Genomic DNA, 26,249 nt, shown 5'->3' with positions numbered 1-26,249 from the left:
TAATCAGCCCTTTCGCGATTGAGCACTAACACGAAGCCATCAGGGCTTTTTCGCGGGCGCCGCAGGACGATGAATCATCGTCAATCCCTTCAAAAAGTTACGCAGAATTTGGTCGCCGCACTCGCGGTAGTTCTTATGATCAGGATTGCGGAAAATCGCACCAACCTCAGCCTGTGAAACTTTAAAGTTTGCCTTCTCCAGCACCACCGGAATATCCGTGGTCTTCAACGCAAACGCGATACGCAGCTTCTTAATGAAGATATTGTTATTCATACGACGTTCGACTGACGGCGCTGGGGCATCTTCACTTTTACCGCGACGGAAGAAAATTAAACCGTTAAGGAAATAGCCCATCAGCACGTCCGGCAATTTACGGAACGCCGCATCCTCATCCTTCTTCATCCACGCCTGAACATCCTCCAGCGGCACTTCACTGCCCGCTAAGGCAAAAATCTCCACCACTTTGCTATCGCTCAAATCAAGCATATAGCGCACGCTGCGCAGAACATCGTTACTCGTCATGGTGAAACTCTCTTGGTCGCGGATTGAGGCGGCGCATTATAGAGCAGGCAGGGCAGGGATAACAGCACGGGCGACATAAGCCGCCCGTGAGATCATGAAGAAACCGACTGAAGTGAACCTGGACGCGCCGCATCACGCACAAACGGCAGATGGTCACAGGCGTGTTGACGGGCGAAGCGCACAAAAGCTTCCAGCACCGGCTGACGCTGCTCGCCATCGCGAACCGCCGCATACAGGCGGCTCCACAAGCCAGAGCCCAACGTCTTGGTCACCACCAGGCCCTGCTTTTCAAAACTCTCCACCACCCAATGCGGTAATGCGGCGATGCCCATTTGTGCCGACACCATCTGAATCAATAACAGCGTATTATCTACATTCTTTAATGCCGGGCTCACTCCCGCCGGCTGCAGGAAATGACGCCAGATATCCAGACGCTGACGCTGCACCGGATAAATCATTAACACCTCATCGGCTAAATCCTCCGGCGAAATATGATCAATCTGCGCCAGTGGATGATCCGGGGCCAACACCAGTCGCACCTCATAATCAAACATCGGCGTATAGAACAAACCGCTGCGAGGCAGAATATCGGAGGTCAGCACCACATCCAGTTCACCCTGCTGCAAGGCGGGCTGAGGATCAAAAGTCACCCCCGATTTAAAATCGACCACCACTTGTGGCCAGCTCTGGCGGAAATTATTCAGTGCCGGTGTCAGCCATTGAATGCAGCTGTGACACTCAATCGCAATGCGCAGCGTGGTCTGATGCGGCTCGTGGCACGCCTGTAATGCCTGCTGGATCTGCGGCAAAATCTGCTCGGCCAACTGCAGCATGATTTCCCCCTGCGGCGTAAACCGCAACGGCTGGCTCTTGCGCACAAACAGGCGAAAGCCCAGCCGCTGTTCCAGATCGCTGAACTGATGAGATAACGCCGATTGTGTCTGATGAAGCTGAGCAGCGGCAGCGGCTAACGAGCCGGTATTCTGCAACGCCTGCAGCGTTCTCAGGTGTTTGAGTTCGATCATGAGAGTCCTTCACATCGAGATTGAACAAATTGCGCTTGAGGAACATACAGTACCCGCAGATTATGGCGGTGTAAACATCTGGACGGCTAAACATCTCAATTAGGCACCACAGCCATTTTACTTTCGTCCAGTTCAGGCGTTCAGCGCACGGCAATTCCCTCGCTGGATGAACGTAAACGGGCTTGTACCGTTAAGAATATCTGGAGATTAATAAATGACCATTCTGAACCATACGCTCGGTTTCCCTCGTGTTGGTCTGCGTCGTGAACTGAAAAAAGCACAGGAAAGCTACTGGGCAGGTAACTCCTCACAGGAAGCGCTACGGGCCGTGGGTCGCGAACTGCGTGCCCGTCACTGGCAACAGCAGAAAGAGGCGGGTGTGGATCTGCTGCCAGTGGGCGATTTCGCCTGGTACGATCATGTGCTGACCACCAGCCTGATGCTCGGGAATGTGCCGGCGCGCCATCAGAACAAGGATGGCTCAGTCGATCTCGATACGCTGTTCCGTCTGGGACGCGGCCGTGCGCCCAGCGGTGAACCTGCTGCTGCCGCGGAGATGACCAAATGGTTCAACACCAACTATCACTACATGGTGCCGGAATTCACGCAGGGCCAGCAGTTCTCGCTCTGCTGGACGCAACTGCTCGACGAAGTGGACGAGGCGCTGGCACTGGGTCACCAGATCAAACCGGTGCTGCTGGGGCCAGTGACCTACCTGTGGTTGGGGAAAGTCAAAGGTGAGCCGTTTGACCGTCTATCACTGCTGAAAGACATTCTGCCGGTCTACCAGCAAGTGCTGGCAGAGCTGAAAAAGCGCGGCATCGAATGGGTGCAGATAGATGAACCCGCGCTGGTGCTGGAGCTGCCACAGGAATGGCGTGATGCGTTCAAGCCCACTTACGATGCATTACAAGGTGGCGTGAAACTGTTGCTGACTACTTACTTTGACGGCATCGGTCAAAACCTTGATGTAATTAAGACGCTACCCGTTCAAGGCCTGCACGTTGACCTGGTACATGGCAAAGATGACATCCAGCATATCCACCAACAGATCCCCACCGACTGGCTGCTCTCATTAGGCGTGATCAACGGCCGTAACGTCTGGCGTGCCGATCTCAGCCGCTGGTTTGAGCGCCTGCAACCGCTGGTGGGCCAGCGTAAAAATCTGTGGATTGGCTCCTCCTGTTCACTGCTGCACAGCCCGATCGATCTCAGCGTTGAAACCCGGCTCGATGCGGAAGTAAAAAGCTGGTTCGCCTTTGCTTTACAGAAGTGTGCTGAACTGTCGCTGCTGAGCAAGGCGCTCAATAATAACGATGCAGCATCGCTGACAGAGTGGAGTGCACCGATTCGAGCCCGTGCGCACTCTGCACGCGTGCACAATGCAGCAGTGGGCGCACGTCTGGCGAGCATTCAGGCCAAAGACGTTGAGCGCGCCAGCCTCTATCCCGAACGTGCCAAAGCGCAGCGCCATCGCTTTAATTTGCCTGCCTGGCCGACCACCACCATCGGTTCATTCCCGCAAACCACCGAAATTCGCGGCCTGCGACTCGACTTCAAAAAAGGCAATATCGATGGCGGCCACTATCGCACCGGCATCGCGGAACATATCAAACAGGCGATTACTGAACAGGAACGTCTTGGGCTGGATGTGCTGGTACACGGCGAAGCAGAGCGTAACGACATGGTGGAATACTTCGGCGAAAACCTCGATGGCTTTGTGTTTACGCAAAATGGCTGGGTGCAGAGCTATGGATCTCGCTGCGTGAAGCCCCCGGTGATCATCGGTGATATCAGCCGCCCACAGCCGATTACCGTTGAGTGGGCGAAGTACGCGCAGTCGCTGACCGACAAACCGGTAAAAGGCATGCTCACCGGCCCGGTCACGATTCTGTGCTGGTCCTTCCCGCGTGAGGACGTGACGCGGGAAATCATCGCCAAACAGATTGCGCTGGCACTGCGTGATGAAGTGGAAGATTTAGAAAAAGCCGGCATCGGTATCATTCAGATTGATGAACCCGCGCTGCGTGAAGGTCTGCCGTTGCACCAGTCTGACTGGGCTGCGTATCTGACCTGGGCGGTCGATGCCTTCCGCCTTAACGCAGCGGTTGCGCAGGACGCGACGCAAATCCACACCCATATGTGTTATTGCGAATTCAACGACATCATGGACTCGATCGCGGCACTGGACGCGGATGTAATCACCATCGAAACCTCACGCTCTGATATGGAATTGCTGGATGCGTTTAAAGCGTTCGAATATCCGAACGAAATTGGGCCTGGCGTGTATGACATTCACTCACCGAATGTGCCCAGCGTTGAGTGGATGGAAGATCTGCTGCGGAAAGCGGCGCAAAGTATTCCGCCCGCGCGTTTGTGGGTCAATCCGGACTGCGGTCTGAAAACCCGTGGCTGGAGCGAAACCCGGCAGGCATTGGCGAACATGGTTAAAGCGGCAAAAAATCTGCGCGGGGAAACGGTTTAACGCACAGGGACTTGGGGCGCATGAGCGCCCCAATATGCTTATGCGTTTGGCGCGACACCATGCTGTGAAAACCAGGCCAGCATGCGTGCCCAGCCATCGGCGGCAGAATCGGCGTGATAGCTTGGACGATAATCGGCATTGAACGCGTGACCGGCTTCCGGATACACGACAATCTCCGCTTTGGCATTGGCAGCATGCAACGCCTGGCGCATTTTATCGATACTTTCCAGCGGGATGCTTGCATCCTGACCACCGTACAAACCGAGTACCGGGGCCGTGAGATCCACGGCGACATCGATCGGGTGTTTCTGCTGTTTCAGGGTTTTCTCACCCTCTAAGCGGCCATACCAGGCGGCGGCGGCACGGACCTGCGGGTTGTGCGCGGCAAACAGCCAGCTGATACGCCCGCCCCAGCAAAATCCGGTGATCGCCATACGTCGAATATCGCCATCGTGGCGCGCCGCCCAGTTAGCGACATGATCAAGGTCGGACAGCACCTGCGAATCCGGCACCTTGCTCACCAGTTCTTTCAGCAGAGTAGGGACATCGCTGTATTCACTCGGATCCCCTTCGCGGAAGTACAGCTCTGGCGCCACGGCCAGATAACCTTCCAGTGCCAGACGACGGCACACATCACGAATATGCTCATGTACGCCAAAAATCTCCTGCACCACCAGCACCACCGGCAACTTGCCTTCATAGGTTTTTGGTCGGGCATAATAAGCGGGTAGATTTTCACCCTGGCTCGGCACCGAGGTTTCACCCGCATGAATCTGATCGCTGGATGTGGTGATAGTGCTGCTGGCGATGGGCTGAACGGCCGGGGCAAAGCCGCCGGCTGCTGATTTTTGTGCCATATTGTCTTCGGTTTTCATGGTTCTCTCCGTGCTAGCAAATGCGCAATCACGTAACTATAGCCTGCTTCAGGAGCAAGGCTGGCGTAGGGTTCAGAGGGATGTTTACTTATGTTCTTCTTCTCTATTAACACTGCCACCCGAACTTACACAGCACCGCTTGTAGCAATTCAGAATTGCCGAGCGCATTTGTGTGATGCAAGTCACATAATAATTTTCTGATAATGTAAGTTTCATTGTCGATGGTGAAACTAATCACATATTTATCTGGCGCTCTCACGTAGAGTGACACGCATATCCCTTATCTATCAGGAGTCTGTTATGGCCCAGTCTGACGTTTTCCACCTTGGTATCACTAAAGCCGATCTGAAAGGTGCCACATTGGCAATCGTTCCCGGCGATCCGGAGCGTGTGAAAAAAATCGCTGCGCTGATGGATAACCCACAGCATCTCGCTTCACATCGTGAATTCACCACGTACCTCGCGGAAGTCGATGGCAAGCCGGTGGTGGTGTGTTCAACCGGTATTGGCGGCCCATCTACTTCAATTGCGGTGGAAGAACTGGCGCAGCTCGGCGTACGTACTTTCCTGCGCGTCGGCACCACCGGTGCGATCCAACCGAATATTAATGTGGGCGATGTTTTGGTCACCACCGCGTCTGTACGCCTTGATGGTGCCAGCCTGCACTTTGCGCCGATGGAATTCCCGGCAGTGGCCGATTTTACCTGTACCACCGCGCTGGTGGCCGCAGCAGAAGCCTGTGGCGCCAAAACGCATATCGGGATCACCGCCTCTTCTGACACCTTCTATCCGGGCCAGGAACGTTACGATACCTTCTCAGGACGCGTGGTGAATCGCTTCCAGGGCTCTATGCAAGAGTGGCAGCAAATGGGCGTGCTTAACTATGAGATGGAATCCGCTACACTGTTAACCATGTGCGCCAGTCAGGGGCTGCGAGCGGGCATGGTGGCGGGTGTTATCGTTAACCGTACGCAGAAAGAGATCCCGGACGCGGTGACCATGAAACAGACCGAAAGCGATGCGGTGAAAATTGTTGTAGAAGCCGCGCGTCGCTTAATTTAGTGCGCAAGGCAGCAGGTATTACGGATAAGGAATTCCCTGCTGCCGCCACATTGCGCACGTTTTTCAGCTGATACTGAGAAAACAACTATGCGCAAAACGGTTTCTGCTCCTCGTCCTGCCTTTAATCCTACTCCCGCTGCTGCGCAGTCTCGTATTGAGAGCGTGGCAGCACGTTTTCGCCAGGCGATGGCGGCCTCTGACTTCCCCGTGGCACGTCAGTGCTGTGAAGAAGTTTTGCGCGTCATGCCGCAAAATATGCAAGTGCTCAGCGACTATGCGTTAACGCTGATGCGCGTGGGCGAGTACAAAAAATCCTACAAAACCTACCAAAAGATCTATCAGGCTCCAGCCGCACAGCGTGCGCAGGCCTCTGACACCTGGCTTGATGGCTTAACGGAAGTGTGTGGCTGGCTGGAAAAGCATGATGAAGTGGCGCGCTATGGCCGCGAGTCACTGGAAAAGTCAGACACGATTTTCCGGCAAGGTCATAAAGTGGCGTATCCGGCAGAAGCGCCGCCGCCTTTTGATCCGGCCAATCCATCAGAAAACATCATCTCTTTCAGCCTGTACGGCGGCCAACCGCGCTACTGTGAAACGCTGATCAAAAATATCGACGTCGCGCGCGAGCTTTATCCTGACTGGATTTGTCGAATCTATCTTGATGACAGTGTGCCGCAACACGTCTGGCAACGCCTCAGGCAGCCGAATACGCAGTTGGTGGATATGTCGCATGAGAAGACAATATTCCCGACGCTGTGGCGCTTTCTGGTGATGGATGATGCCAGCGTTAAACGTTACATCGTACGGGATGCGGACTCCTTGCTGTCTGAACGCGAAGTGGCGGCGGTGGAGGCCTGGCTGCAGTCGCCATCCTGGTTCCATCATATGCGCGACTACTTTACCCATACCGAACTGCTGCTGGCAGGAATGTGGGGCGGGTGTCACGGCGTGTTCCATAACGTTGAGCAGCAGATGCGCGACTTTATCGCCCAGTACAGCGGCAGTGAGCGCTTCACCGATCAATATTTCCTCAAGGTGGCGCTGTGGCCAACGGTGCGCGAAAGCCTGCTGAATCATGACGACATCTTCCAGTTCCATCATGCCCAGCCGTGGCCCGTGCATCCGCCGATACGCTGGCAAACCGATCGTTTTCACGTCGGCAGTAACGCCGGCTACTCCAGCATGGCGGGTAAAGTGGAAAATGTGGATAACGGCTGGCAGCAGGTTGAACTCACGCACGACGGGCAAAGCTGGTGTTATCCCGCCAAAGTGAAAGGCAGCGAATGGCTATTGCCGATGCCGTTTTTCCTGATTGATGCGTGGAAGGCAGGTGATTTGACGGTGAAAGCGCTGTAAATCACCCGCCAGCTTCACAACAGTCTGGACATTCATACAGTAGCGCCTTACCTTTTCCCTCAGCGAAACGATCCGCGGGGGGATTATGGATCAGCAACTTATCATTAGCGGCGCGCTGGCGCTGGCCGGACTGGGCCTCGGTTGGATTTTGGCCCAGTTGCGTGCCGGCCACCAGCACGCCAGCTTCACCACCGAACGCCGACTGCTGGAAGAGGCGCAGCAGCGCCAGCAGCAGCAGCTCGAACAGTTACAACAGCAAATCCAGCAGCGCGAGCAAGAGCTGCGGCAGTTGCATGGCACGCTCAGCGGGGCACAGGAACGGCTGCAACAGCTCGATTACTGGCGTGGCGAAAGCGAGCAGCTCAGCCGGGAACTGCGCAATCAGCTGGAAGTGAACAGCGCGCAGGAAGCGGAACTGCGTGAAGTCACCATCCGTTTAGAAGAGACGCGTTTTGGCGCAGAAGAGAAGCAGCGCCTGCTCACCAACAGCGAGCAGCGCCTCAGCGCGCAGTTTGAAAATCTGGCCAATCGCATTTTTGAAAACAGCGGGCGCCGCGTAGATGAGCAGAATCGTCAAAGCCTCAATGGCCTGATTGGCCCGCTGCGTGAACAGCTGGATGGCTTCCGTCGTCAGGTAACTGATAGTTTTGGCCAGGAGGCACGCGAACGCCATACGCTGGCCCATGAGATTCGCCAACTGCAGCAGCTGAACGCGCAAATGGCGCAGGAAGCGGTCAATCTCACCAAAGCGCTGAAGGGCGATAACAAAATTCAGGGCAACTGGGGTGAAGTGGTGCTGGCGCGGGTGCTGGAAGCCTCCGGTCTGCGTGAAGGCTATGAATATCAGACGCAGGTCAGCGTGCAGTTGGAACAGCAGGGCAGGATGCAACCGGATGTGATCGTGCGGTTGCCGCAGGGCAAGGATGTTGTGATTGACGCCAAAATGACGCTGGTGGCCTACGAACGCTATTTCAACGCGGAAGATGAAGCCACGCGCGAGCAGGCAATTCAGGAACACGTTAACGCCATGCGCGGCCATATTCGTCTTCTGGGGCGAAAAGATTATCAACAATTGCCCGGTTTACGCTCTCTGGATTATGTGTTGATGTTTATTCCGGTTGAGCCAGCCTTCTTATTGGCAATTGATCGCCAGCCAGAATTGATCAGCGAAGCATTACAGCAGAACATCATGCTGGTTAGCCCAACCACCTTGCTGGTGGCACTGCGCACCATCAACAATCTGTGGCGTTATGAGCATCAGAGCCGCAACGCGCAACGCATCGCCGACCGTGCCACGCGGCTGTACGATAAAATGCGACTGTTTGTGGATGATATGAGCGGTATCGGTCATAGCCTCGACAAAGCGCAGCAGAGTTATCATCAGGCGATGAAAAAGCTGGCAGAAGGGCGCGGCAATCTGATTGCACAAAGCGAATCCTTCCGCGCGTTGGGTGTGGAGATCAAACGACCGATCAATCCTCAGCTGGTGGAGCAAGCGCAGCCGGAAGAGGCGGATGAAGATTGGGCGGACGATCCCAAGCCTGATGAAAATGCGGCAGATTCTTCCACCGCTTCGCTGCGCCGCATCAACGAATAGCACGGTGGTCACGTGCTCGCGTAACGCGACTCTGATACACTTCGGCAAGAATTGTTTGTGGAACAGGTAAACCCGATGGCAGATGAATCACAGCAGGAAACTACCCATTTTGGCTTTAAGACCGTCGCGAAAAGCGAAAAGGCCGATAAAGTCGCGGACGTGTTTCACTCCGTAGCGGCAAAATATGACCTGATGAACGATCTGATGTCGTTTGGCATCCATCGTGTCTGGAAGCGTTTTACCATCGACAGCAGCGGCGTACGTCGTGGTCAGCGTGTCCTGGATTTGGCCGGCGGCACCGGCGATTTGACGGCGAAATTCTCTCGCCTGGTGGGCGAGACGGGTCAGGTGGTTCTGGCGGATATCAACAGTTCGATGCTGAAGATGGGCCGTGAGAAGCTGCGCAATTTGGGCGTGTCTGGCAATGTCAGCTACGTGCAGGCCAACGCCGAAGCGCTGCCGTTCCCGGATAACTATTTCGATTGCATCACCATCTCCTTCGGTTTGCGTAATGTCACCGAAAAAGAGAAGGCGTTGGCCTCGATGTTCCGTGTGCTGAAGCCAGGCGGGCGTTTACTGGTGCTGGAGTTTTCCAAACCGCTGCTGGAACCGCTGAGCAAAGCCTACGATACCTACTCCTTCCATATCCTGCCGCGTATTGGGCAACTGGTGGCGCAGGATGCGGAAAGCTATCGCTATCTGGCAGAATCGATTCGTATGCATCCCGATCAGGAAACCCTGAAAGCGATGATGAATGATGCCGGCTTCGAAAATACCACCTATTTCAACATGACTGGCGGTATTGTGGCGCTGCATCGCGGCTTTAAGTTCTGATTGATCATGACTTTTACCCCGCTTATCACGGGCGGTCTTGAAACCGCCCTTAATCGTGTTCTCTATCGTGATCGCAGCCTGAAATCCGCGCGTCAGCGTCTGGTGGGTAAGGTGTTGCTGCTGCGTCTGCAGGAGCTGGACTTCCCGCTGGTGCTGGTGTTTAGCGAATCACAGCTGGACGTGCTGAGTGACTGGCAGGACAGCAGCGATTGCAGTGTCAGCCTGCGCCTCAGCACCCTGCCAAAACTGCGCGATCGCCAGCAGCTGACCAGCTTGATCCGGAGCGGTGAGCTGGATGTGGAAGGCGATCTGCAAGTGGTTCAGCAATTCTCCGCGCTGATGGATCTCGCCGAACTCGACCCGGCTGAGTATCTGGCACCGTGGATTGGCGACATTGCCGCGCAGGGCGTCAGTCAGGCCGCGCAAAATGCCCTGAAATTCGTGCAGAAGCAGGTCACGCGTCGGCAGGATTATGTTGGACAGGTGCTGACCGAAGAGTGGCGGGTTGCGCCCGGTGCACTGGAACTGGCGTGGTTCTGTGAAGAGGTCGAAGCGATGGAACGTTCGCTCAATGCGTTTGAAACGCGTTTAGCACAGCTGGAGGCGAAATGACGCTGGGAGAAATTCGGCGCTTATACTTCATCATCAAGATCTTCCTCACCTATGGACTTGATGAACTGATCCCCCACATGCGCATCACGTTGCCGCTTCGTATCTGGCGACGTTGTATTTTCTGGATCCCCAACAAGCATAAAAATGAATCGACGGGCGTGCGTATTCGTCTGGCGATGGAGCAGCTTGGCCCGGTCTGGATCAAGTTTGGCCAAATGCTGTCGACGCGCCGCGATCTCTTCCCGCCGGCCATTGCCGATGAACTGGCGGTATTGCAGGACCGTGTCGCGCCTTTTGATGGTCTGAAAGCTCAACAGCAGATTGAACAAGCGATTGGCGGCCCGGTTGATACCTGGTTTGACGATTTTGATATCAAGCCGCTGGCATCTGCTTCGATTGCGCAGGTCCATACTGCCACGCTGAAGTCTAACGGCCGTGACGTGGTGATCAAAGTGATTCGCCCGGACATCCTGCCGGTCATCAAAGCCGACATGAAGTTAATTTACCGTATGGCGCATTGGGTTCCTCGCCTAATGCCGGATGGCCGTCGTCTGCGCCCGGTTGAAGTGGTGCGCGATTACGAAAAGACCCTGATTGATGAACTCAATCTGCTGCGCGAATCGGCGAATGCCATTCAGCTGCGTCGTAACTTTGATCAGAGCCCGATGCTGTATGTGCCGGAAGTGTTCTCGGATTACTGCAGCGAATCGATGATGGTGATGGAGCGCATTTACGGCATTCCGATTTCTGATGTGGCGACGCTGGAGAAGCATGGCGTCAACATGAAGCTGCTGGCAGAGCGTGGCGTGCAGGTGTTCTTCACCCAGGTGTTCCGCGATAGCTTCTTCCATGCTGACATGCATCCCGGCAACATCTTCGTCAGTTATGACCATCCAGAAGATCCGCAATACATCGCGATTGACTGCGGTATTGTCGGCTCGCTGAATAAAGAAGATAAGCGCTATCTGGCGGAAAACTTCATCGCCTTCTTTAACCGTGACTACCGCAAAGTGGCGGAACTGCACGTGGATTCGGGCTGGGTTCCACCGGATACCAATGTAGAAGATTTTGAGTTCGCCATTCGTACCGTTTGCGAGCCGATTTTTGAAAAGCCGCTGGCTGAGATCTCTTTTGGTCACGTGCTGCTAAACCTGTTCAACACCGCGCGCCGCTTCAATATGGAAGTGCAGCCGCAGCTGGTGCTGTTACAGAAAACGCTGCTCTACATCGAAGGCATTGGCCGTCAGCTCTATCCGCAGCTCGACCTGTGGAAAACCGCGAAGCCGTTCCTGGAAGAGTGGATCAAAGATCAAATCGGTATTCCAGCGATTCTGCGTGCAGTGAAAGAGAAGGCGCCGTTCTGGGCCGAGAAGCTGCCAGAACTGCCGGAGCTGTTCTACGACAGCATGCGACAGCATAAATTATTGCAGCACAGCGTCGATAAACTTGTCAGCGATATGAATGCCCAACGCACGCGCCATCACAAGGCTCGTTATCTGTTTGGCGTAGGGGCTACACTGTTATTAAGTGGCACCGCGGTGCTGTTAAGTCGACCCGACTGGGATTTCTTCCCGGCGCTATTAATGGCCGCTGGCATCGTCACCTGGCTGATAGGCTGGCGCAAGACAAACTGATTGTTTGCCTGGTGCAAATCGCGTAATGTCGCAGGCTAAAGCCCGAATTCATACGGGCTTTCTGTGCGTTTCAATTCAGAGTTTTTCACAGAATATTAGAGGCATATCTCATGGGCGGTATCAGTATTTGGCAATTGTTAATCATTGCCGTCATTGTTGTACTTCTGTTCGGTACCAATAAACTTCGCAACCTGGGTTCGGATTTGGGTTCTTCCATTCGTGGCTTCAAAAAAGCCATGGGCGATGAAGACGACAAAAAGGATCAACCGAAAGAGCAGGATGCTGACTTCAACGCCAAGACTCTGGCAGACAAACAGCAAACCTCGGCAAGCAAAGACGACGCCCGGGACAAGTAAGGGTTAACTGTGTTCGATATTGGTTTTAGTGAACTGGTATTGGTGTTCGTTATCGGGCTGATTGTTCTTGGCCCGCAACGATTACCGGTTGCGGTGAAAACCGTCGTGGGCTGGATTCGGGCGATTCGCTCGCTGGCCGCGAATGTGCAGAACGAACTGGCGCAGGAGCTGAAACTGCAGGAGTTGCAGGACAGCCTGAAAAAAGTCGAAGAAGCGGGCCGTGGCTCACTGTCACCGGAACTGAAAGAGTCGATGGAAGAGTTGCGTAAAACCGCCGATTCGATGAAGCGTTCTGTGCAGCAGAGCATCGATATCGAGAAGGCGGAAGATGAAGCGAACACGATTCATCAATCGCAGCCTGCCGAGACTCCTTCTGCGCCGGTAAGCCAGCCTCCGGTGACGACAGCGGCGGCAGAGCATCAGGCCAGCTCACCGACTCAGGCCCCTCAGCCAGTGGCAGCAGACCATCAGTCAAGCTCACAGGCTCAGGCATCTCAGCCAGCGGCGGCACAGCATCAGGCTAGCGCACCGGCTCAGGCACCTCAGCCAGTGGCGGCACAGCATCAGGCTAGCGCACCGGCTCAGGCTCCTCAACCGGTAACAGCAGAGGCTGCGGCACCTGTTAATACCGCGCAGAATGCGACGCCCACTCCCACCGTAAAAGATGAAAGATAAACATGGCCGTTGAAGATACCCAACCGCTCATCAGCCACCTGATTGAGCTGCGTAAGCGTCTGCTGAACTGCATTATTGCGGTGTTTGCTATCTTTTTGTGCCTGGTTTATTTCGCCAACGACATCTATCACTTGGTGGCCTCGCCACTGATTAGCCAGATGCCGGCCGGCGCCAGCATGATTGCCACCGATGTTGCTTCACCGTTCTTCACCCCAATTAAGCTCACTATCATCGTTTCGGTGTTTCTTGCCGTGCCAGTGATTTTGTACCAGGTGTGGGCGTTTGTGGCACCGGCGCTGTATCGCCATGAGCGTAAGCTGGTGATGCCTTTACTGTTCTCCAGTACCTTGCTGTTCTACGTTGGCGTGGCCTTCGCGTACTTCATCGTATTCCCGCTGGCGTTTGGCTTCTTCGCCAAAACCGCCCCGCAGGGCGTGACCATCGCCACCGATATCACCAACTACCTCGACTTCGTCATGACCATTTTCATGGCGTTTGGTGTCGCGTTTGAGGTGCCGATTGCGATTGTGCTGCTGTGCTGGACCGGGATTACGTCGCCAGATGATTTGCGTAAGAAACGTCCTTACATGCTGGTTGGCGCATTCGTTGTTGGGATGTTGCTCACACCGCCGGACGTTTTCTCGCAAACTTTGCTCGCTATTCCGATGTACTGCCTGTTTGAAGTCGGCGTATTCTTCTCTCGCTATTATGTGGGTAAAGGGCGCAAAGCATCAGAGGATGAGGAACAGAACACCGAATCCTGATGTCCTTTAAGCAGGGCATCCCGCAAGCGAGCGGGATGATGATGAATCTAAGCCGCCCGAAATTGGGCGGTTTTTATTTGGGAAGAACTATGTTTGATATCGGTGTAAACCTGACCAGCACGCAATTCGCAAAAGATCGCGAGCAGGTTGTGAAACGTGCGCGCGAAGCAGGCGTCACCGGCCTGCTCATTACGGGCACCAATGCGTTGGAAAGTCAGCAGGCGCGACAGCTCGCGGCACAACACGTGGGCTACTGCTGGTCAACGGCCGGGGTGCACCCGCATCATGCCAGTGAATGGTCAGCGGACACAGCCAATACGCTGCGCCGTTTGGCCGAGCATGAGCAAGTGGTGGCGATTGGCGAATGCGGACTCGATTTTAACCGCAACCTCTCTGCGCACGATCAGCAGGAGTACGCTTTTGAAGCGCAACTGGCGCTTGCGGCAGAGTTGCAGTTGCCGGTATTTCTTCACTGCCGTGAAGCGCATGACCGTTTTGTTGCGGTGTTAGAGCCCTGGCTGCCGAAATTAACGGGCGCGGTGGTGCACTGTTTTACCGGCACACGTGACGAACTGGAGTCATGCCTGGCGCTGGGCTTATCGGTGGGGATTACGGGCTGGGTGTGCGATGAACGCCGTGGTCTGGAACTACGCGAGATGCTGCCGCTGATCCCAACCGAACGTCTGTTGCTGGAAACGGACGCGCCTTATCTGCTGCCGCGTGACATGCATCCGCGTCCGCCTTCACGCCGTAACGAGCCGTGTTTCCTGCCGCATATCGTGCAGCAGGTGGCGAAATGGCGTGGGGAAGAGGCGGAAACGCTGGGTGCGCAGCTCAATCATAATGCGCGTCAGCTGTTTAAACTGGCCTAAAGCTTCCGGAACTGTTTGTTGTCGACACTGCGCATCACTTGCTTGTTGAGCAGGTTGAGCAGTAACACAGAGCGGGTTTCGCCATCCGGCTCGGCAAAGATCGCACGCAGCCCTTCAAAGGTCCCTTCGGTGATGATCACTTCATCACCGCTTTGTGGCGTCTCGGGATCCAGCATTATTTGCGGCACATCGGTTTGCAGCGCTTCAATCACGTCACTGGAAACGGTGGCGGGTTGAGTGCCAAAGCGGACGAAGTGGCTGACGCCGCGCGTGCTACTGATAGTGGTGGTGTGAATCGCTTCCGGATCGAACTCGATAAACAGATAGTTGGGGAACAATGGCTCACTCACCGTGGTGCGTTTGCCACGCACAATCTTTTCCAGAGCGATCATTGGGCTGAGGCAATTCACCTCTTGCCGCTCAAGATGCTCTTTCGCGCGCAACAGCTGCCCACGTTTGCAATAGAGTAAGTACCAGGATTCCATAACTGCTCCCAAATATTGGACGCTAAGAATAACAAACCTGTTGTCAGAGTTATAGCGCATCGGCCAGCGGAAACGCGGCTGTGAAATAAAAATCACTACGATTTTTCCGATTGGTGCGGCTTATTAACGCTTTCTTGCAAGAAAATTGACGGCTGATGACTATCTGTATCAGACTCGTTCCCCATCTTTCGCATGAATTCGAAAAAGGACTGGCTGATGGAACTGTTCTTATTAAGCAACGGCAAAGTGGCCGATGATGCGCCACTGCTGAGCTACGCTCACCCCCAACTGCACGCGATGATTGCGCAGCGTGGCATCACATCGGCCGTGCTGGTGCCCTATGCCATCATTCGTGGCGATCATGCGCAGCGTGCCCAGGATCTGTCTGACTCACTTGGCATTGAAGTGAAAACCGTGCACGAGTTCGCCTCGCCGGTCGCCGCCATTGAACAAGCAGAGATGATTCTGGTGAGTGGCGGCAACACCTGGTTCCTCAATCAGATGCTGCATGAGCACGGACTGATTGTGGCGATCCAGCGTGCCGTGCGCGAACGTGATGTGCCATACGTGGGCTGGAGCGCGGGTTGCAATGTGGCTACGCCATCAATCCGTACCACCAACGATATGCCGGTACGCAGCAGTGTCGTTCTGCCTGCGCTCGGCCTTTTCCCTGTACAGATCAATCCTCACTATCTGGATGCGCACGTGAGTGGTCACATGGGAGAAACCCGTGATGAACGCCTGGCCGAATTCTGTGCGGTCAACCCGCACGAGTCAGTCATTGCACTGCGTGAAGCGAGTTTCCTGCACGTCAGTGAAAATCGTCTGCGTTACTACAGCGCCCGTGGCGAAGATTTTAAAGTGTTCCGTCACGGTGAACCCATTGCTGCACATCACGACGTGCTGGCTATCCAGTCGCTGGTGCCATTCTCCTGCCAGCCAGCTTGATACACAAACCACAACACGCCAGCGTGAATCAGACCTATAATGGCCGATTCACTCTGGCCGGAAGCTAACGCCGCATGAAATATCAGGATTTACGAGACTTCCTCGCGTTGCTGGAGCAGCGCGGCGAGTTAAAGCGCATCACTCAGGAGATCGATCCTGAGCTGGAGATGACCGAAATTGCCGATCGCACCCTGCGTGCCGGCGGTCCGGCGCTGCTGTTTGAGAACCCGAAAGGGTACGACATGCCCGTGCTGTGCAACCTGTTCGGCACACCCAAGCGTGTGGCAATGGGCATGGGGCAGGAAGAGGTCAGTGCCCTGCGCGAAGTGGGCAAGCTATTGGCCTTTTTGAAAGAGCCTGAGCCGCCAAAAGGCTTCCGCGATCTGTTCGATAAGATGCCGCAGTTTAAACAAGTGCTGAATATGCCGACCAAGCGCCTGCGCAATGCACCGTGTCAGGAAGAAGTTTTCAGCGGTGATGATGTCGATCTGTCGCGCATTCCGGTGATGAAGTGCTGGCCTGGCGATGCCGCGCCATTGATTACCTGGGGTTTAACCGTTACCCGTGGGCCGCACAAAGAGCGCCAGAATCTCGGCATCTATCGCCAGCAGGTGATCGGCAAAAACCGCCTCATCATGCGCTGGTTGTCGCATCGCGGCGGCGCACTGGATTTCCAGGAGTGGTGCAAAGCCCATCCGGGCGAACGCTTTCCGGTATCCGTGGCGCTGGGCGCCGATCCGGCCACGATTCTCGGTGCCGTAACGCCGGTGCCGGATACGCTTTCAGAGTATGCGTTTGCCGGTTTGCTGCGTGGCAACAAAACCGAAGTGGTGAAGTGCCTGTCGAACGAACTTGAAGTGCCTGCCAGCGCGGAAATCGTGCTGGAAGGTTATATCGAACCGGGCGATATGGCACCAGAGGGTCCTTACGGCGATCACACCGGCTACTACAATGAAGTAGATAGCTTCCCGGTATTTACCGTGACGCACGTAACGCAACGCCGTAACCCGATTTATCATTCAACCTATACCGGTCGTCCGCCGGATGAACCTGCAGTATTGGGTGTGGCGCTGAATGAAGTGCTGGTGCCGATTCTGATCAAGCAGTTCCCGGAGATTGTCGATTTCTATTTGCCGCCGGAAGGTTGCTCGTATCGCCTCGCGGTAGTGACGATCAAGAAGCAGTATGCCGGGCATGCCAAGCGCGTGATGTTTGGCGTCTGGTCTTTCCTGCGCCAGTTTATGTACACCAAGTTTGTGATTGTGTGTGATGACGATGTCAATGCACGCGACTGGAACGATGTCATTTGGGCGATTACCACGCGCATGGATCCGGCGCGCGACACAGTGATGGTGGAGAACACGCCTATCGACTATCTTGATTTTGCCTCACCGGTTTCCGGTTTGGGATCGAAGATGGGACTCGATGCCACCAACAAGTGGCCAGGTGAAACCACCCGTGAGTGGGGCACGCCGATTGTTAAAGATCCGGCTGTGACCGCGCGCATTGACGCAATTTGGGATGAGTTAGCTATCTTTGCCGAGCCGCCGCAGCGTTAACGGCGGCAGAATCATAAAAAAGGGCACGTATGACGACGTTAAGCTGCAAAGTCACTTCGGTTGAAGCAATCACGGACACGGTTTACCGCGTTCGTTTGATTCCGGCAGCGGATTTTAACTTCCGCGCGGGACAATATCTGATGGTGGTGATGGATGAGCGCGATAAGCGTCCGTTTTCACTGGCCTCAACGCCGATGGAAAAGGACATTATTGAACTGCACATCGGCGCATCGGATCTTAACCTCTATGCCATGGCGGTGATGGATCGTATCAAAAACGATCGTCAAATCACCGTGGATATGCCACATGGCGATGCCTGGCTGCGTGAGGATAGCGATCGTCCGATCATTCTGATCGCCGGCGGCACCGGTTTCTCCTATGCACGCTCAATTCTGCTGACGGCACTGGCACAGCAGCCCGACCGCGATATCGCCATCTACTGGGGCGGTCGTGAACTGATGCATTTGTACGATCTGGATGAGCTGAATGCATTGGCTGTGAAGCATCCTAATCTCAAGGTGATTCCGGTGGTGGAACAACCCGCAGAGGGTTGGGAAGGACGCAGCGGTACCGTACTAACCGCCGTGATGCAGGACTATGAAACGCTCAGCGAACACGATATCTACATTGCGGGTCGTTTCGAGATGGCGAAGATTGCGCGCGAGCGTTTCTGTGCGGAGCGTGGTGCGGTTGAAGCGCAGATGTTTGGCGATGCGTTTGCCTTCATCTGAGTAAAAAGCCCGCCCGAAAGGGCGGGAACACGTGCATCAACGTATTAAACGCGTTCGAACACCGTCGCAATGCCCTGGCCTAAGCCAATGCACATGGTCGCGAGACCAAATTGCGCATCACGACGTTCCATCAGATTGAGCAACGTCGTACTGATACGTGCTCCAGAACATCCCAACGGATGCCCCAGCGCAATTGCGCCGCCATTCAAATTCACTTTCTCATCAAGCAGGTCCAGCAATCCCAAATCCTTAATGCACGGCAGCGTCTGCGCAGCAAAGGCTTCGTTAAGCTCGAACAGATCGATATCCTGTACGCTTAATCCGGCGCGTTTCAGCGCCAGTTTGCTGGCCGGCACCGGACCGTAACCCATTATGGAAGGATCACAGCCGACCACCGCCATGCTGCGGATGCGTGCACGCGGGGTCAGTCCGAGCTCGCGTGCCCGGCTTTCACTCATGATCAGCATGGCTGCTGCGCCGTCGGAGAGCGCTGAAGATGTGCCTGCGGTGACGGTGCCATTCACCGGATCAAACGCGGGACGCAGCGCAGCCAACCCTTCCAGCGTAGTATCTTCGCGAATCACTTCATCCGTTTCATAGCGTTTCAACACGCCGTCGGCATCGTGACCATAGGTCGGCACGATTTCACGTTTGAAATCGCCACGTTGGGTCGCGGCCCAGGCGCGCTGATGTGAACGCAGCGCAAAAGCATCCTGCTGTTCACGCGTGATGTGATGCATGCGGGCGAGCATCTCGGCGGTTAACCCCATCATACCGGCCGCTTTGGCCACGGTGCGACCAAGGCCTGGATGGAAATCAACGCCGTGGCTCATTGGCACATGGCCCATATGTTCGACGCCGCCAATCAAACAGCTGTGTGCATCGCCCACCATAATGGCGCGCGCGGCATCGTGCAGTGCCTGCATTGATGATCCGCACAGGCGATTCACCGTGCTGGCGGGGACGCGATGAGGAATTTCTGCCAGCAGTGCCGCGTTACGTGCGATGTTAAAACCCTGTTCCAGCGTCTGCTGCACACAGCCCCAGATGATGTCATCCAGAGAGGCCGGATCAACGCCAGGGTTGCGGCTCAGCAACTCGCGCATCAGATGTGCTGAGAGATCCTCCGCGCGTACCTGACGAAACGCGCCGCCTTTTGAGCGGCCCATTGGTGTGCGCACTGCATCAACGATGACTACCTTTTCCATTTTATTTACCTCAGGCACTTTGCAGTGTCGCTTCGTCAATTGGTTGAGCTGCGGGATACCAGCTTTGATGTTGATGCGCTTTGTGCACTAACAGTTCGGGTAACGCGTACAGTGGGCCAAGGGCGAGATATCGTTTGGCTTGATCAACCAGATTGCTGTTGCCGAGCGTATCCATATAACGGCAGGCACCGCCACGGAACGGCGGGAAACCGAGACCGTACACCAGCGCCATATCGGCTTCAGCCGGTGAGGCGATAATCTTCTCTTCGAGGCAGCGCACCACTTCATTGAGCATTGGCAGCATCATGCGGTTAGCAATGTCCTCGTCGCTGAACACGCGCTTGGGCTCGCAAATCGGTTCCAGCAACGCATCCACAGCCGGATCGGCTTTTTTCTGGGCTTTGCCTTTTTTGTCCTGCTCCCAAAGATAAAAGCCCAAACCGTTTTTCTGACCGTAGCGTTTGGCTTCAAACAGCACATCAATGGCGTCGCGGTAATCCTTCTGCATGCGCGAAGGGAAGCCTTGCGCCATCACCTGCTGCGCGTGATGGGCGGTATCGATACCCACCACATCCAGTAACCAGGCCGGGCCCATTGGCCAGCCGAACTGTTTCTCCATCACCTTATCAATCTGACGGAAATCGGCGCCATCGCGTAGCAGCAGACTGAAAGCGGCGAAGTAGGGGAACAGCACACGGTTCACAAAGAAGCCGGGGCAGTCATTCACCACGATCGGCGTTTTGCCCATCTTGCTGGCCCAGGCCACTACTTTACTGATGGTGGCGTCTGAGGTCTGCTCGCCACGGATTACCTCAACCAGCGGCATGCGTGGCACGGGATTAAAGAAGTGCATGCCGCAGAAGTTTTCTGGACGCTGCAGTGATTGCGCCAGTTGGCTAATCGGGATGGTCGACGTGTTGGAAGCGAGCACGGCATCGTCGCGCAGATGTTGCTCGGTTTCTGCCAGCACTTTGGCCTTGATGTGCGGATTCTCAACCACCGCCTCGACCACGACATCAGCGCGTTCGAAACCGGCGTAATCCAGCGTGGGTTGAATCGTCGTGAGTACGCTCGCCAGTTTGGCGCCGTTAATCTTGCCGCGTTCCAGCTGCTTATTGAGTAAGTTACTGGCTTCTGTCATGCCCAGCGTCAGTGCCTGCGGATTAATGTCTTTCATTTTCACCGGCACACCTTTCCATGCCGACTGATAGGCAATGCCACCACCCATGATGCCAGCACCCAACACGGCGGCTTGCTGCGGTGCACCGGCTGCGCTGCTGTGTTTCTTCGCCAGGCCTTTGACATACTGATCGTTCAGGAAGATGCCGACCAGCGCCCGCGCCACATCGCTTTGCGCCAGCGGCACGAAGGCAGCGGTTTCCAGTTTCAAGGCATCGTCGCGACCCAGGCTTGCTGCGGCCTCAATGGTTTTCACCGCAGTGATAGGCGCAGGATAATGCTTGCCAGCCGTTTGCATCACCATACTTTTGGCAATGGTGAAGCTCATTGCTGCTTCAATCGGGCTGAGCTTAAGAGGTGCTAGCTTAGGTGCGCGGCGCGCCTGCCAACTGCCTTGTGCCATCGCATCCAGCAACATGGTGATCGCTGCCGCGCGCAGTTTGTCGCTGCTCACCACGGCATCGACCAAACCGAGTTGCAGAGCGCTGGTGCCATCAACATCTTTGCCGGCGGCGATGATCTCCAGTGCGCTATCGGCACCGAGTAAACGCGGCAAGCGCACGCTGCCGCCGAAGCCCGGCATGATGCCCAGTTTGGTTTCCGGCAAGCCAATGCGGGCGGCCGGTGTAGCAACACGGAAATCCGTCGCCAGCACACATTCGCAGCCGCCGCCCAGCGCGTAGCCGTCAATGGCAGCGATGGTCGGCACTGGCAAATCTTCCAGGCGATTGAAGATGCTGTTGGCAAACGCCAGCCACTGGCTCAGCTTCTCTTCTGGCGCATCAAACAGCGACAGGAATTCAGTGATATCGGCACCAACAATAAATGCCGGTTTAGCCGAGGTGAGCAGTAAGCCGCGCAATTCGGGCTGTTGCTCCAGCACGCTGAGCGCTTCGCCCAAAGAGGCAACTGTTTTGGTATCGAGTTTGTTCACTGAGCCGGGGGCATCGAAAATTAGCTCGGCAATGCCAGCGTCAAGCCAGTGAACTGAAAGGGTATCGCCTTGGTAGAGCATGTCCGTCTCCTGAAACCGCGAAAGGTGATCTGGTCATACCAGATGAGTTGGAGTGTGGGCGGCATGTTAATTTTTTGCAAACGAGTCTTTGCTTATTTGATACGCCGATCACAGCGAGTGCAGCACGGCAACAGACTTGAGGCTGTGCTACACTGCGGCCAATTTCGCGATATCGGAGACAAGTCCATGGATTCACTGAAAACCCTGTATCACGCGCATATCAATACGCTGCAACAGCGAGCGCAACAGGTGCTGGCACGCTTTAAACTTGATGCGATGTTGATTCACTCTGGCGAGCTGTTGACCGTTTTCCTCGACGATCACGACTACCCGTTTAAGGTGAATCCGCAATTCAAGGCCTGGGTGCCAGTGACGCAGGTGCCAAACTGCTGGTTATGGATCGATGGCGTTAACAAGCCAAAACTGTGGTTCTACTCTCCAGTGGATTACTGGCACAACGTCGAGCCATTGCCCAACAGCTTCTGGACTCAGGATGTTGAGGTGGTGGGGCTGAAAGATGCCGATGAGATTGCGCAACTGTTGCCTGCTCAGCGCGACAATGTGGCGTATATCGGACCTGTGCCATCCCGCGCTACGCAGTTGGGTATTAATAGCGACCGTGTGAATCCAAAAGGCGTGATCGACTTCCTTCATTACCATCGCAGCATTAAAACTGATTATGAGCTGACTTGTATGCGTGAAGCGCAGAAGCTGGCGGTAGCGGGGCATCGTGCGGCGAAAGAGGCGTTCTTCTCGGGAATGAGCGAGTTCGATATCAACCAGGCGTATCTGACTGCGACTGGCCATCGTGATACAGATGTGCCCTACGGCAATATCATCGCGCTCAACGAACATGCTGCGGTGCTGCACTACACCAAACTCGACCATCAGCCACCGGCAAAGCGCCACAGTTTCCTGATTGATGCGGGTGCGGAATACCTTGGTTATGCCGCAGACCTGACGCGCAGCTATGCAGCTCAAAGCAAATCGCGCTATGCCGAGATGGTTGAGGCGATGAATAAAGAAGAGCTGTCTCTGATTGCTACGCTGAAAGCGGGCGTGCGCTACACCGATTACCATCTGCAAATGCATCAGCGTATTGCACGTCTATTGTTGAAGTTCGATCTGGTTAAAGGCCTGACCGAAGAGACGCTGGTGGCGGAAGACCTGACCGGTCCGTTTATGCCGCACGGTTTGGGACATCCGCTGGGCTTGCAGGTGCATGACGTCGCAGGCTTTATGCAGGATGATAACGGCACGCACCTGGCGGCACCGTCGCAATATCCTTACCTGCGTTGTACTCGCGTGCTGGAACCGGGCATGGTGCTGACCATCGAGCCAGGTTTCTACATTATCGATTCACTGCTGGCGAAACTGCGCGGTGGTAAGTACAGCCAGTACTTTGACTGGCAGGCGATCGACGCATTGAAACCGTACGGTGGTATTCGTATCGAAGATAATGTGGTGATCCACGCTAATCGCGTTGAAAACATGACGCGCGATCTGCATCTGGCCTGATGGATGCTTATGATATTCCCGCTGAGGCCGTTAGCCTCAGCGAGGAAACCATCAAGAAAAGTCGCTTTATTACTTATCTGGCGCATACCGATGGCGTTGATGCTGCACGCGCCTTTGTGCAGCAGATCAAGCAGGAGCATCCAGCAGCTCGTCATCATTGTTGGGCGTGGGTTGCCGGTGCGCCGGATGATTCGCAGCAGCTGGGGTTTTCCGATGATGGCGAGCCTTCCGGTACGGCAGGCAAACCGATGCTGGCACAGCTGATGGGCAGTGGCGTGGGAGAAATTACCGCTGTGGTGGTGCGCTACTATGGCGGCATCATGCTGGGTACCGGCGGGTTAGTGAAAGCGTATGGCGGCGGCGTGCAGCAGGGGCTGAAGCAACTGACGCGCGGGCGTAAAGTGCCGATGCAATCTTTTACCCTGCAATGTGATTATGCCCAGTTAAGTGATATCGAGCGCCTGTTGCAACGTTTTGACGGCATCATCGAAGAGAGCCATTATCAGGATCGTATTGCGCTACGTCTGGCGTTGCCGCATCCGCAGATCGATGGCTTTCGGCAAAACCTTTCTGATTACAGCCGGGGCGCGCTGACGCTCATCCCGCTGGACAACTAAAAGCATCTGTTTAAAGGAACGGCTGAATGCATTTTCGCGCCATTACCCGCATCGTGGGCCTGTTGGTGATTTTATTCTCGGTAACCATGATCCTACCAGGGCTGGTGGCTTTAATTTATCGCGATGGCGCCGGACGTGCGTTTAGCCAGACATTTATGATGGCGATTGTGATTGGCTCGCTGTTGTGGTGGCCGAATCGCAAGAAGAAAACCGAGCTTAAACCGCGCGAAGGGTTTTTGATTGTGGTGCTGTTCTGGACGGTGCTGGGCAGTGTGGGTGCGATGCCCTTCATTTTTGCCGAACAGCCGCACCTTTCGGTTACCGATGCCTTCTTTGAATCCTTTTCTGGGTTGACGACCACCGGTGCGACTACACTCGTTGGCCTTGATACGCTACCGAAAGCGATTCTGTTTTATCGCCAGATGCTGCAGTGGCTGGGCGGTATGGGGATCATCGTATTAGCGGTGGCGATCTTGCCTATCCTTGGCGTCGGAGGCATGCAGCTTTATCGCGCTGAAATGCCGGGGCCGCTGAAGGACAACAAAATGCGCCCGCGTATTGCCGAAACGGCTAAAACGCTGTGGTTGATCTACGTGTTGCTCACCGTGGCGTGTGCGGTGGCGTTGTGGTTGGCGGGCATGCCGGTGTTTGATGCCATTGGCCACAGTTTCTCCACCATCGCGATTGGTGGCTTTTCTACACATGATGCGAGTATCGGCTACTTCAACAGTCCTACCATCAATACCATCGTGGCGGTATTCCTGCTGATTTCGGGCTGTAATTATGGCCTGCATTTCTCTTTATTAAGCGGTCGAAGCCTCAAAGTTTACTGGCGCGATCCCGAATTTCGCATGTTTATTGGCGTGCAGCTCACGTTAGTGCTGATCTGTACGGTAGTACTGTGGTTCCACAACGTCTATGCCAGCGGTTGGCAAACATTGAACCAGGCTTTTTTCCAGGTGGTGTCGATGGCGACCACCGCAGGCTTTACCACCGATAGCATCGCACGTTGGCCGCTGTTCTTGCCGGTGCTGCTGCTCTGTTCTGCTTTTATTGGTGGCATGGCCGGTTCGACCGGCGGTGGCCTGAAAGTGATTCGTATCTTATTGCTGTTCAAGCAGGGCTCGCGTGAGCTAAAGCGTTTGGTGCATCCCAATGCGGTCTACACCATCAAGTTGGGCAATCGCGCACTGCCGGAGCGTATCCTTGAAGCGGTATGGGGATTCTTCTCTGCTTATGCGCTGGTGTTCCTACTCAGCATGCTGGCGATTATCGCGACGGGCGTTGATGACTTCTCGGCTTTCGCTGCGGTTGCCGCGACGCTGAATAACCTCGGCCCAGGCTTAGGTGTCGTAGCGGATAACTTCACGTCTATGAATGACGTCGCTAAGTGGATTTTGATTTTGACCATGCTGTTTGGGCGCCTTGAGGTGTTCACCCTGCTGGTACTGTTCACCCCGACCTTCTGGCGTGAATAAGAGAAACAGGATTATCTAATGAAAGCATTGATTCTTTATTCCAGCCGCGATGGGCAAACCCGTGAGATCGCGGCGCGCATTGCACAGACGTTAGCGCCGCAGCAGCTGTGTGACGTGATTGATTTACTGGAAGTACAGAAGGTTGAGTGGTCACAGTATGATCGCGTGCTGATTGGCGCTTCAATCCGTTACGGACATTTCCATCCGGTGCTGTTGAAGTTTGTCACTCAATATAAGGTAGAGCTGCAACAGCGCGTTACTGGCTTCTTCAGTGTTAACCTCACGGCGCGCAAAGCAGATAAATGCACGCCAGCAACCAACGCCTATACGCACAAGTTTCTGGAGCAGTCACCCTGGCAGCCCGATTGCTGTGCGGTGTTTGCCGGCGCGTTGCGTTATCCCCGCTATCGCTGGTTTGACCGTGTCATGATTCAACTCATTATGCGCATGACCGGCGGCGAAACCGATACGTCTAAAGAAGTTGAATACACTGATTGGAATAAAGTGGCCGTTTTTGCCCAGGATTTTGTGCAGTTACCAGGCAAATCGTTGTGAAATAGAGCGTTGTGGCTAAATTTAGGCCGAACAATCATTTTTTTGCAATAAACCCTTGTCAGCCAGAATCAACTCCCTATAATGCGCATCCACTGAGACGGCAAAGCGGCAACGCAGGCGGCTCAGCAGGGAGTGAAGTGATTCATCCCGCCAGATAAAACGCTGAAAAAAGTGTTTGACTCTGAAGGAGGAAAGCGTAATATACGCCCCTCGCAACAGCAGCCCAAGGCGCTGATTGCACCGCTCTTTAACAATTTATCAGACAATCTGTGTGGGCACTCGCAGGA

Annotated in this window: 24 protein-coding genes; 18 read left to right on the top strand and 6 right to left on the bottom strand. The window is 55.0% G+C overall.

All coding sequences use genetic code 11. From position 1 onward, the window contains the following. Positions 1-39 precede the first annotated feature (39 nt). Together LBW88_RS18245 and metR are read right to left on the bottom strand one after the other, a co-directional pair. Entirely contained in the window at positions 40-522 is a 483-nt protein-coding gene (locus tag LBW88_RS18245) for a DUF1456 family protein (RefSeq protein ID WP_224933803.1), read from the bottom strand. A 92-nt stretch (positions 523-614) separates the two neighbouring features. Further along, positions 615-1,547 (bottom strand): HTH-type transcriptional regulator MetR, encoded by a 933-nt coding sequence (gene metR / locus LBW88_RS18240; protein ID WP_224933804.1) that lies wholly within the window; start codon positions 1,545-1,547, stop codon positions 615-617. A gap of 214 nt (positions 1,548-1,761) precedes the next feature. Between metR and metE the strand changes: the two genes are divergently transcribed. Continuing rightward, the gene (gene metE, locus LBW88_RS18235; RefSeq protein ID WP_224933805.1) at positions 1,762-4,032 is read left to right on the top strand and encodes a 5-methyltetrahydropteroyltriglutamate--homocysteine S-methyltransferase; all 2,271 of its coding nucleotides are present in this window, start codon (positions 1,762-1,764) and stop codon (positions 4,030-4,032) included. A 38-nt stretch (positions 4,033-4,070) separates the two neighbouring features. Here the strand turns inward: metE and LBW88_RS18230 are convergent, their stop codons facing one another. Continuing rightward, positions 4,071-4,907: a dienelactone hydrolase family protein gene (locus tag LBW88_RS18230; protein ID WP_224933806.1), complete on the bottom strand. Its 837-nt coding sequence runs from the start codon at positions 4,905-4,907 to the stop codon at positions 4,071-4,073. 300 nt (positions 4,908-5,207) lie between these two features. On the opposite strand from LBW88_RS18230, the gene udp reads away from it, so the two are divergent. The 10 genes from udp (at position 5,208) to tatD (ending at position 14,669) form a co-directional block, all read left to right on the top strand. Further along, positions 5,208-5,969: a uridine phosphorylase gene (gene udp / locus LBW88_RS18225; RefSeq protein WP_084933275.1), complete on the top strand. Its 762-nt coding sequence runs from the start codon at positions 5,208-5,210 to the stop codon at positions 5,967-5,969. An 87-nt stretch (positions 5,970-6,056) separates the two neighbouring features. Then, the gene (locus LBW88_RS18220; RefSeq protein WP_224933807.1) at positions 6,057-7,325 is read left to right on the top strand and encodes a tetratricopeptide repeat protein; all 1,269 of its coding nucleotides are present in this window, start codon (positions 6,057-6,059) and stop codon (positions 7,323-7,325) included. Positions 7,326-7,410: 85 nt separating this feature from the next. Further along, positions 7,411-8,922, top strand: a complete 1,512-nt coding sequence (rmuC, locus tag LBW88_RS18215) for a DNA recombination protein RmuC (RefSeq protein WP_224933808.1) — start codon at positions 7,411-7,413, stop codon at positions 8,920-8,922. Between the two features lie 75 nt (positions 8,923-8,997). Beyond that, positions 8,998-9,756, top strand: a complete 759-nt coding sequence (gene ubiE, locus LBW88_RS18210; protein ID WP_224933809.1) for a bifunctional demethylmenaquinone methyltransferase/2-methoxy-6-polyprenyl-1,4-benzoquinol methylase UbiE — start codon at positions 8,998-9,000, stop codon at positions 9,754-9,756. A 6-nt stretch (positions 9,757-9,762) separates the two neighbouring features. Further along, positions 9,763-10,368 (top strand): ubiquinone biosynthesis protein UbiJ, encoded by a 606-nt coding sequence (gene ubiJ / locus LBW88_RS18205; protein ID WP_224933810.1) that lies wholly within the window; start codon positions 9,763-9,765, stop codon positions 10,366-10,368. Beyond that, positions 10,365-12,002, top strand: a complete 1,638-nt coding sequence (ubiB, locus tag LBW88_RS18200) for a ubiquinone biosynthesis regulatory protein kinase UbiB (protein ID WP_224933811.1) — start codon at positions 10,365-10,367, stop codon at positions 12,000-12,002. The genes ubiJ and ubiB overlap by 4 nt, the downstream gene beginning before the upstream one ends. A 110-nt stretch (positions 12,003-12,112) precedes the next feature. Beyond that, positions 12,113-12,358 carry a Sec-independent protein translocase subunit TatA gene (tatA, locus tag LBW88_RS18195; protein ID WP_038643775.1) on the top strand — a complete coding sequence of 82 codons (246 nt, stop codon included), beginning with the start codon at positions 12,113-12,115 and terminating at the stop codon, positions 12,356-12,358. A 9-nt stretch (positions 12,359-12,367) separates the two neighbouring features. Beyond that, a complete protein-coding gene (tatB, locus tag LBW88_RS18190; RefSeq protein WP_224933812.1) occupies positions 12,368-13,033 on the top strand; it encodes a Sec-independent protein translocase protein TatB in 666 nt (221 codons plus the stop codon). Positions 13,034-13,035: 2 nt separating this feature from the next. Next, on the top strand, positions 13,036-13,797 hold the full coding sequence (gene tatC / locus LBW88_RS18185; protein WP_224933813.1) for a Sec-independent protein translocase subunit TatC: 762 nt from the start codon (positions 13,036-13,038) through the stop codon (positions 13,795-13,797). An 89-nt stretch (positions 13,798-13,886) separates the two neighbouring features. Next, on the top strand, positions 13,887-14,669 hold the full coding sequence (tatD, locus tag LBW88_RS18180) for a 3'-5' ssDNA/RNA exonuclease TatD (RefSeq protein WP_224933814.1): 783 nt from the start codon (positions 13,887-13,889) through the stop codon (positions 14,667-14,669). On the opposite strand, the gene rfaH is transcribed toward tatD, so the two are convergent. Continuing rightward, on the bottom strand, positions 14,666-15,154 hold the full coding sequence (gene rfaH / locus LBW88_RS18175; RefSeq protein ID WP_034827930.1) for a transcription/translation regulatory transformer protein RfaH: 489 nt from the start codon (positions 15,152-15,154) through the stop codon (positions 14,666-14,668). The genes tatD and rfaH overlap by 4 nt on opposite strands. A gap of 216 nt (positions 15,155-15,370) precedes the next feature. On the opposite strand from rfaH, the gene pepE reads away from it, so the two are divergent. The 3 genes from pepE to fre all read left to right on the top strand — a co-directional run bounded on the left by pepE (position 15,371) and on the right by fre (position 18,392). Then, on the top strand, positions 15,371-16,102 hold the full coding sequence (gene pepE, locus LBW88_RS18170; RefSeq protein ID WP_224933815.1) for a dipeptidase PepE: 732 nt from the start codon (positions 15,371-15,373) through the stop codon (positions 16,100-16,102). A gap of 74 nt (positions 16,103-16,176) precedes the next feature. Next, on the top strand, positions 16,177-17,661 hold the full coding sequence (gene ubiD, locus LBW88_RS18165) for a 4-hydroxy-3-polyprenylbenzoate decarboxylase (protein WP_224933816.1): 1,485 nt from the start codon (positions 16,177-16,179) through the stop codon (positions 17,659-17,661). 29 nt (positions 17,662-17,690) lie between these two features. Further along, complete coding sequence (gene fre, locus LBW88_RS18160) at positions 17,691-18,392, top strand: NAD(P)H-flavin reductase (RefSeq protein ID WP_224933817.1); 702 nt, start codon at positions 17,691-17,693, stop codon at positions 18,390-18,392. Between the two features lie 44 nt (positions 18,393-18,436). Here the strand turns inward: fre and fadA are convergent, their stop codons facing one another. Both fadA and fadB read right to left on the bottom strand, forming a co-directional pair. Continuing rightward, entirely contained in the window at positions 18,437-19,600 is a 1,164-nt protein-coding gene (fadA, locus tag LBW88_RS18155) for an acetyl-CoA C-acyltransferase FadA (RefSeq protein ID WP_224933818.1), read from the bottom strand. A 10-nt stretch (positions 19,601-19,610) separates the two neighbouring features. Beyond that, entirely contained in the window at positions 19,611-21,794 is a 2,184-nt protein-coding gene (fadB, locus tag LBW88_RS18150; protein WP_224933819.1) for a fatty acid oxidation complex subunit alpha FadB, read from the bottom strand. 186 nt (positions 21,795-21,980) lie between these two features. On the opposite strand from fadB, the gene pepQ reads away from it, so the two are divergent. From pepQ to hemG, 4 genes are read left to right on the top strand one after another with little or no spacing between them, the layout of a single operon-like run. Beyond that, on the top strand, positions 21,981-23,312 hold the full coding sequence (gene pepQ, locus LBW88_RS18145; RefSeq protein ID WP_224933820.1) for a Xaa-Pro dipeptidase: 1,332 nt from the start codon (positions 21,981-21,983) through the stop codon (positions 23,310-23,312). Continuing rightward, positions 23,312-23,929 carry an IMPACT family protein gene (locus LBW88_RS18140; RefSeq protein ID WP_224933821.1) on the top strand — a complete coding sequence of 206 codons (618 nt, stop codon included), beginning with the start codon at positions 23,312-23,314 and terminating at the stop codon, positions 23,927-23,929. Before pepQ ends, LBW88_RS18140 begins: the two co-directional genes overlap by 1 nt. Before the next feature lie 26 nt (positions 23,930-23,955). Beyond that, a complete protein-coding gene (gene trkH, locus LBW88_RS18135; RefSeq protein WP_034827948.1) occupies positions 23,956-25,407 on the top strand; it encodes a Trk system potassium transporter TrkH in 1,452 nt (483 codons plus the stop codon). A gap of 18 nt (positions 25,408-25,425) precedes the next feature. Continuing rightward, on the top strand, positions 25,426-25,962 hold the full coding sequence (gene hemG, locus LBW88_RS18130; RefSeq protein WP_224933822.1) for a menaquinone-dependent protoporphyrinogen IX dehydrogenase: 537 nt from the start codon (positions 25,426-25,428) through the stop codon (positions 25,960-25,962). Positions 25,963-26,249: the final 287 nt, after the last annotated feature.

Origin of the sequence: Pantoea sp. alder81, from assembly GCF_020179835.1 — a bacterium.
In the GTDB taxonomy this organism is placed as follows: domain Bacteria; phylum Pseudomonadota; class Gammaproteobacteria; order Enterobacterales; family Enterobacteriaceae; genus Pantoea.
This window is presented reverse-complemented; position numbering and strand designations above follow the sequence as displayed.

What these genes read in the sequence shown, in the direction of transcription:
- LBW88_RS18245 (WP_224933803.1), bottom strand. Translation starts at nt 522, where the DNA reads ATGACGAGTAACGATGTTCTGCGCAGCGTGCGCTATATGCTTGATTTG.
- metR (WP_224933804.1), bottom strand. Translation starts at nt 1,547, where the DNA reads ATGATCGAACTCAAACACCTGAGAACGCTGCAGGCGTTGCAGAATACC.
- metE (WP_224933805.1), top strand. Translation starts at nt 1,762, where the DNA reads ATGACCATTCTGAACCATACGCTCGGTTTCCCTCGTGTTGGTCTGCGT.
- LBW88_RS18230 (WP_224933806.1), bottom strand. Translation starts at nt 4,907, where the DNA reads ATGAAAACCGAAGACAATATGGCACAAAAATCAGCAGCCGGCGGCTTT.
- udp (WP_084933275.1), top strand. Translation starts at nt 5,208, where the DNA reads ATGGCCCAGTCTGACGTTTTCCACCTTGGTATCACTAAAGCCGATCTG.
- LBW88_RS18220 (WP_224933807.1), top strand. Translation starts at nt 6,057, where the DNA reads ATGCGCAAAACGGTTTCTGCTCCTCGTCCTGCCTTTAATCCTACTCCC.
- rmuC (WP_224933808.1), top strand. Translation starts at nt 7,411, where the DNA reads ATGGATCAGCAACTTATCATTAGCGGCGCGCTGGCGCTGGCCGGACTG.
- ubiE (WP_224933809.1), top strand. Translation starts at nt 8,998, where the DNA reads ATGGCAGATGAATCACAGCAGGAAACTACCCATTTTGGCTTTAAGACC.
- ubiJ (WP_224933810.1), top strand. Translation starts at nt 9,763, where the DNA reads ATGACTTTTACCCCGCTTATCACGGGCGGTCTTGAAACCGCCCTTAAT.
- ubiB (WP_224933811.1), top strand. Translation starts at nt 10,365, where the DNA reads ATGACGCTGGGAGAAATTCGGCGCTTATACTTCATCATCAAGATCTTC.
- tatA (WP_038643775.1), top strand. Translation starts at nt 12,113, where the DNA reads ATGGGCGGTATCAGTATTTGGCAATTGTTAATCATTGCCGTCATTGTT.
- tatC (WP_224933813.1), top strand. Translation starts at nt 13,036, where the DNA reads ATGGCCGTTGAAGATACCCAACCGCTCATCAGCCACCTGATTGAGCTG.
- tatD (WP_224933814.1), top strand. Translation starts at nt 13,887, where the DNA reads ATGTTTGATATCGGTGTAAACCTGACCAGCACGCAATTCGCAAAAGAT.
- rfaH (WP_034827930.1), bottom strand. Translation starts at nt 15,154, where the DNA reads ATGGAATCCTGGTACTTACTCTATTGCAAACGTGGGCAGCTGTTGCGC.
- pepE (WP_224933815.1), top strand. Translation starts at nt 15,371, where the DNA reads ATGGAACTGTTCTTATTAAGCAACGGCAAAGTGGCCGATGATGCGCCA.
- ubiD (WP_224933816.1), top strand. Translation starts at nt 16,177, where the DNA reads ATGAAATATCAGGATTTACGAGACTTCCTCGCGTTGCTGGAGCAGCGC.
- fre (WP_224933817.1), top strand. Translation starts at nt 17,691, where the DNA reads ATGACGACGTTAAGCTGCAAAGTCACTTCGGTTGAAGCAATCACGGAC.
- fadA (WP_224933818.1), bottom strand. Translation starts at nt 19,600, where the DNA reads ATGGAAAAGGTAGTCATCGTTGATGCAGTGCGCACACCAATGGGCCGC.
- fadB (WP_224933819.1), bottom strand. Translation starts at nt 21,794, where the DNA reads ATGCTCTACCAAGGCGATACCCTTTCAGTTCACTGGCTTGACGCTGGC.
- pepQ (WP_224933820.1), top strand. Translation starts at nt 21,981, where the DNA reads ATGGATTCACTGAAAACCCTGTATCACGCGCATATCAATACGCTGCAA.
- LBW88_RS18140 (WP_224933821.1), top strand. Translation starts at nt 23,312, where the DNA reads ATGGATGCTTATGATATTCCCGCTGAGGCCGTTAGCCTCAGCGAGGAA.
- trkH (WP_034827948.1), top strand. Translation starts at nt 23,956, where the DNA reads ATGCATTTTCGCGCCATTACCCGCATCGTGGGCCTGTTGGTGATTTTA.
- hemG (WP_224933822.1), top strand. Translation starts at nt 25,426, where the DNA reads ATGAAAGCATTGATTCTTTATTCCAGCCGCGATGGGCAAACCCGTGAG.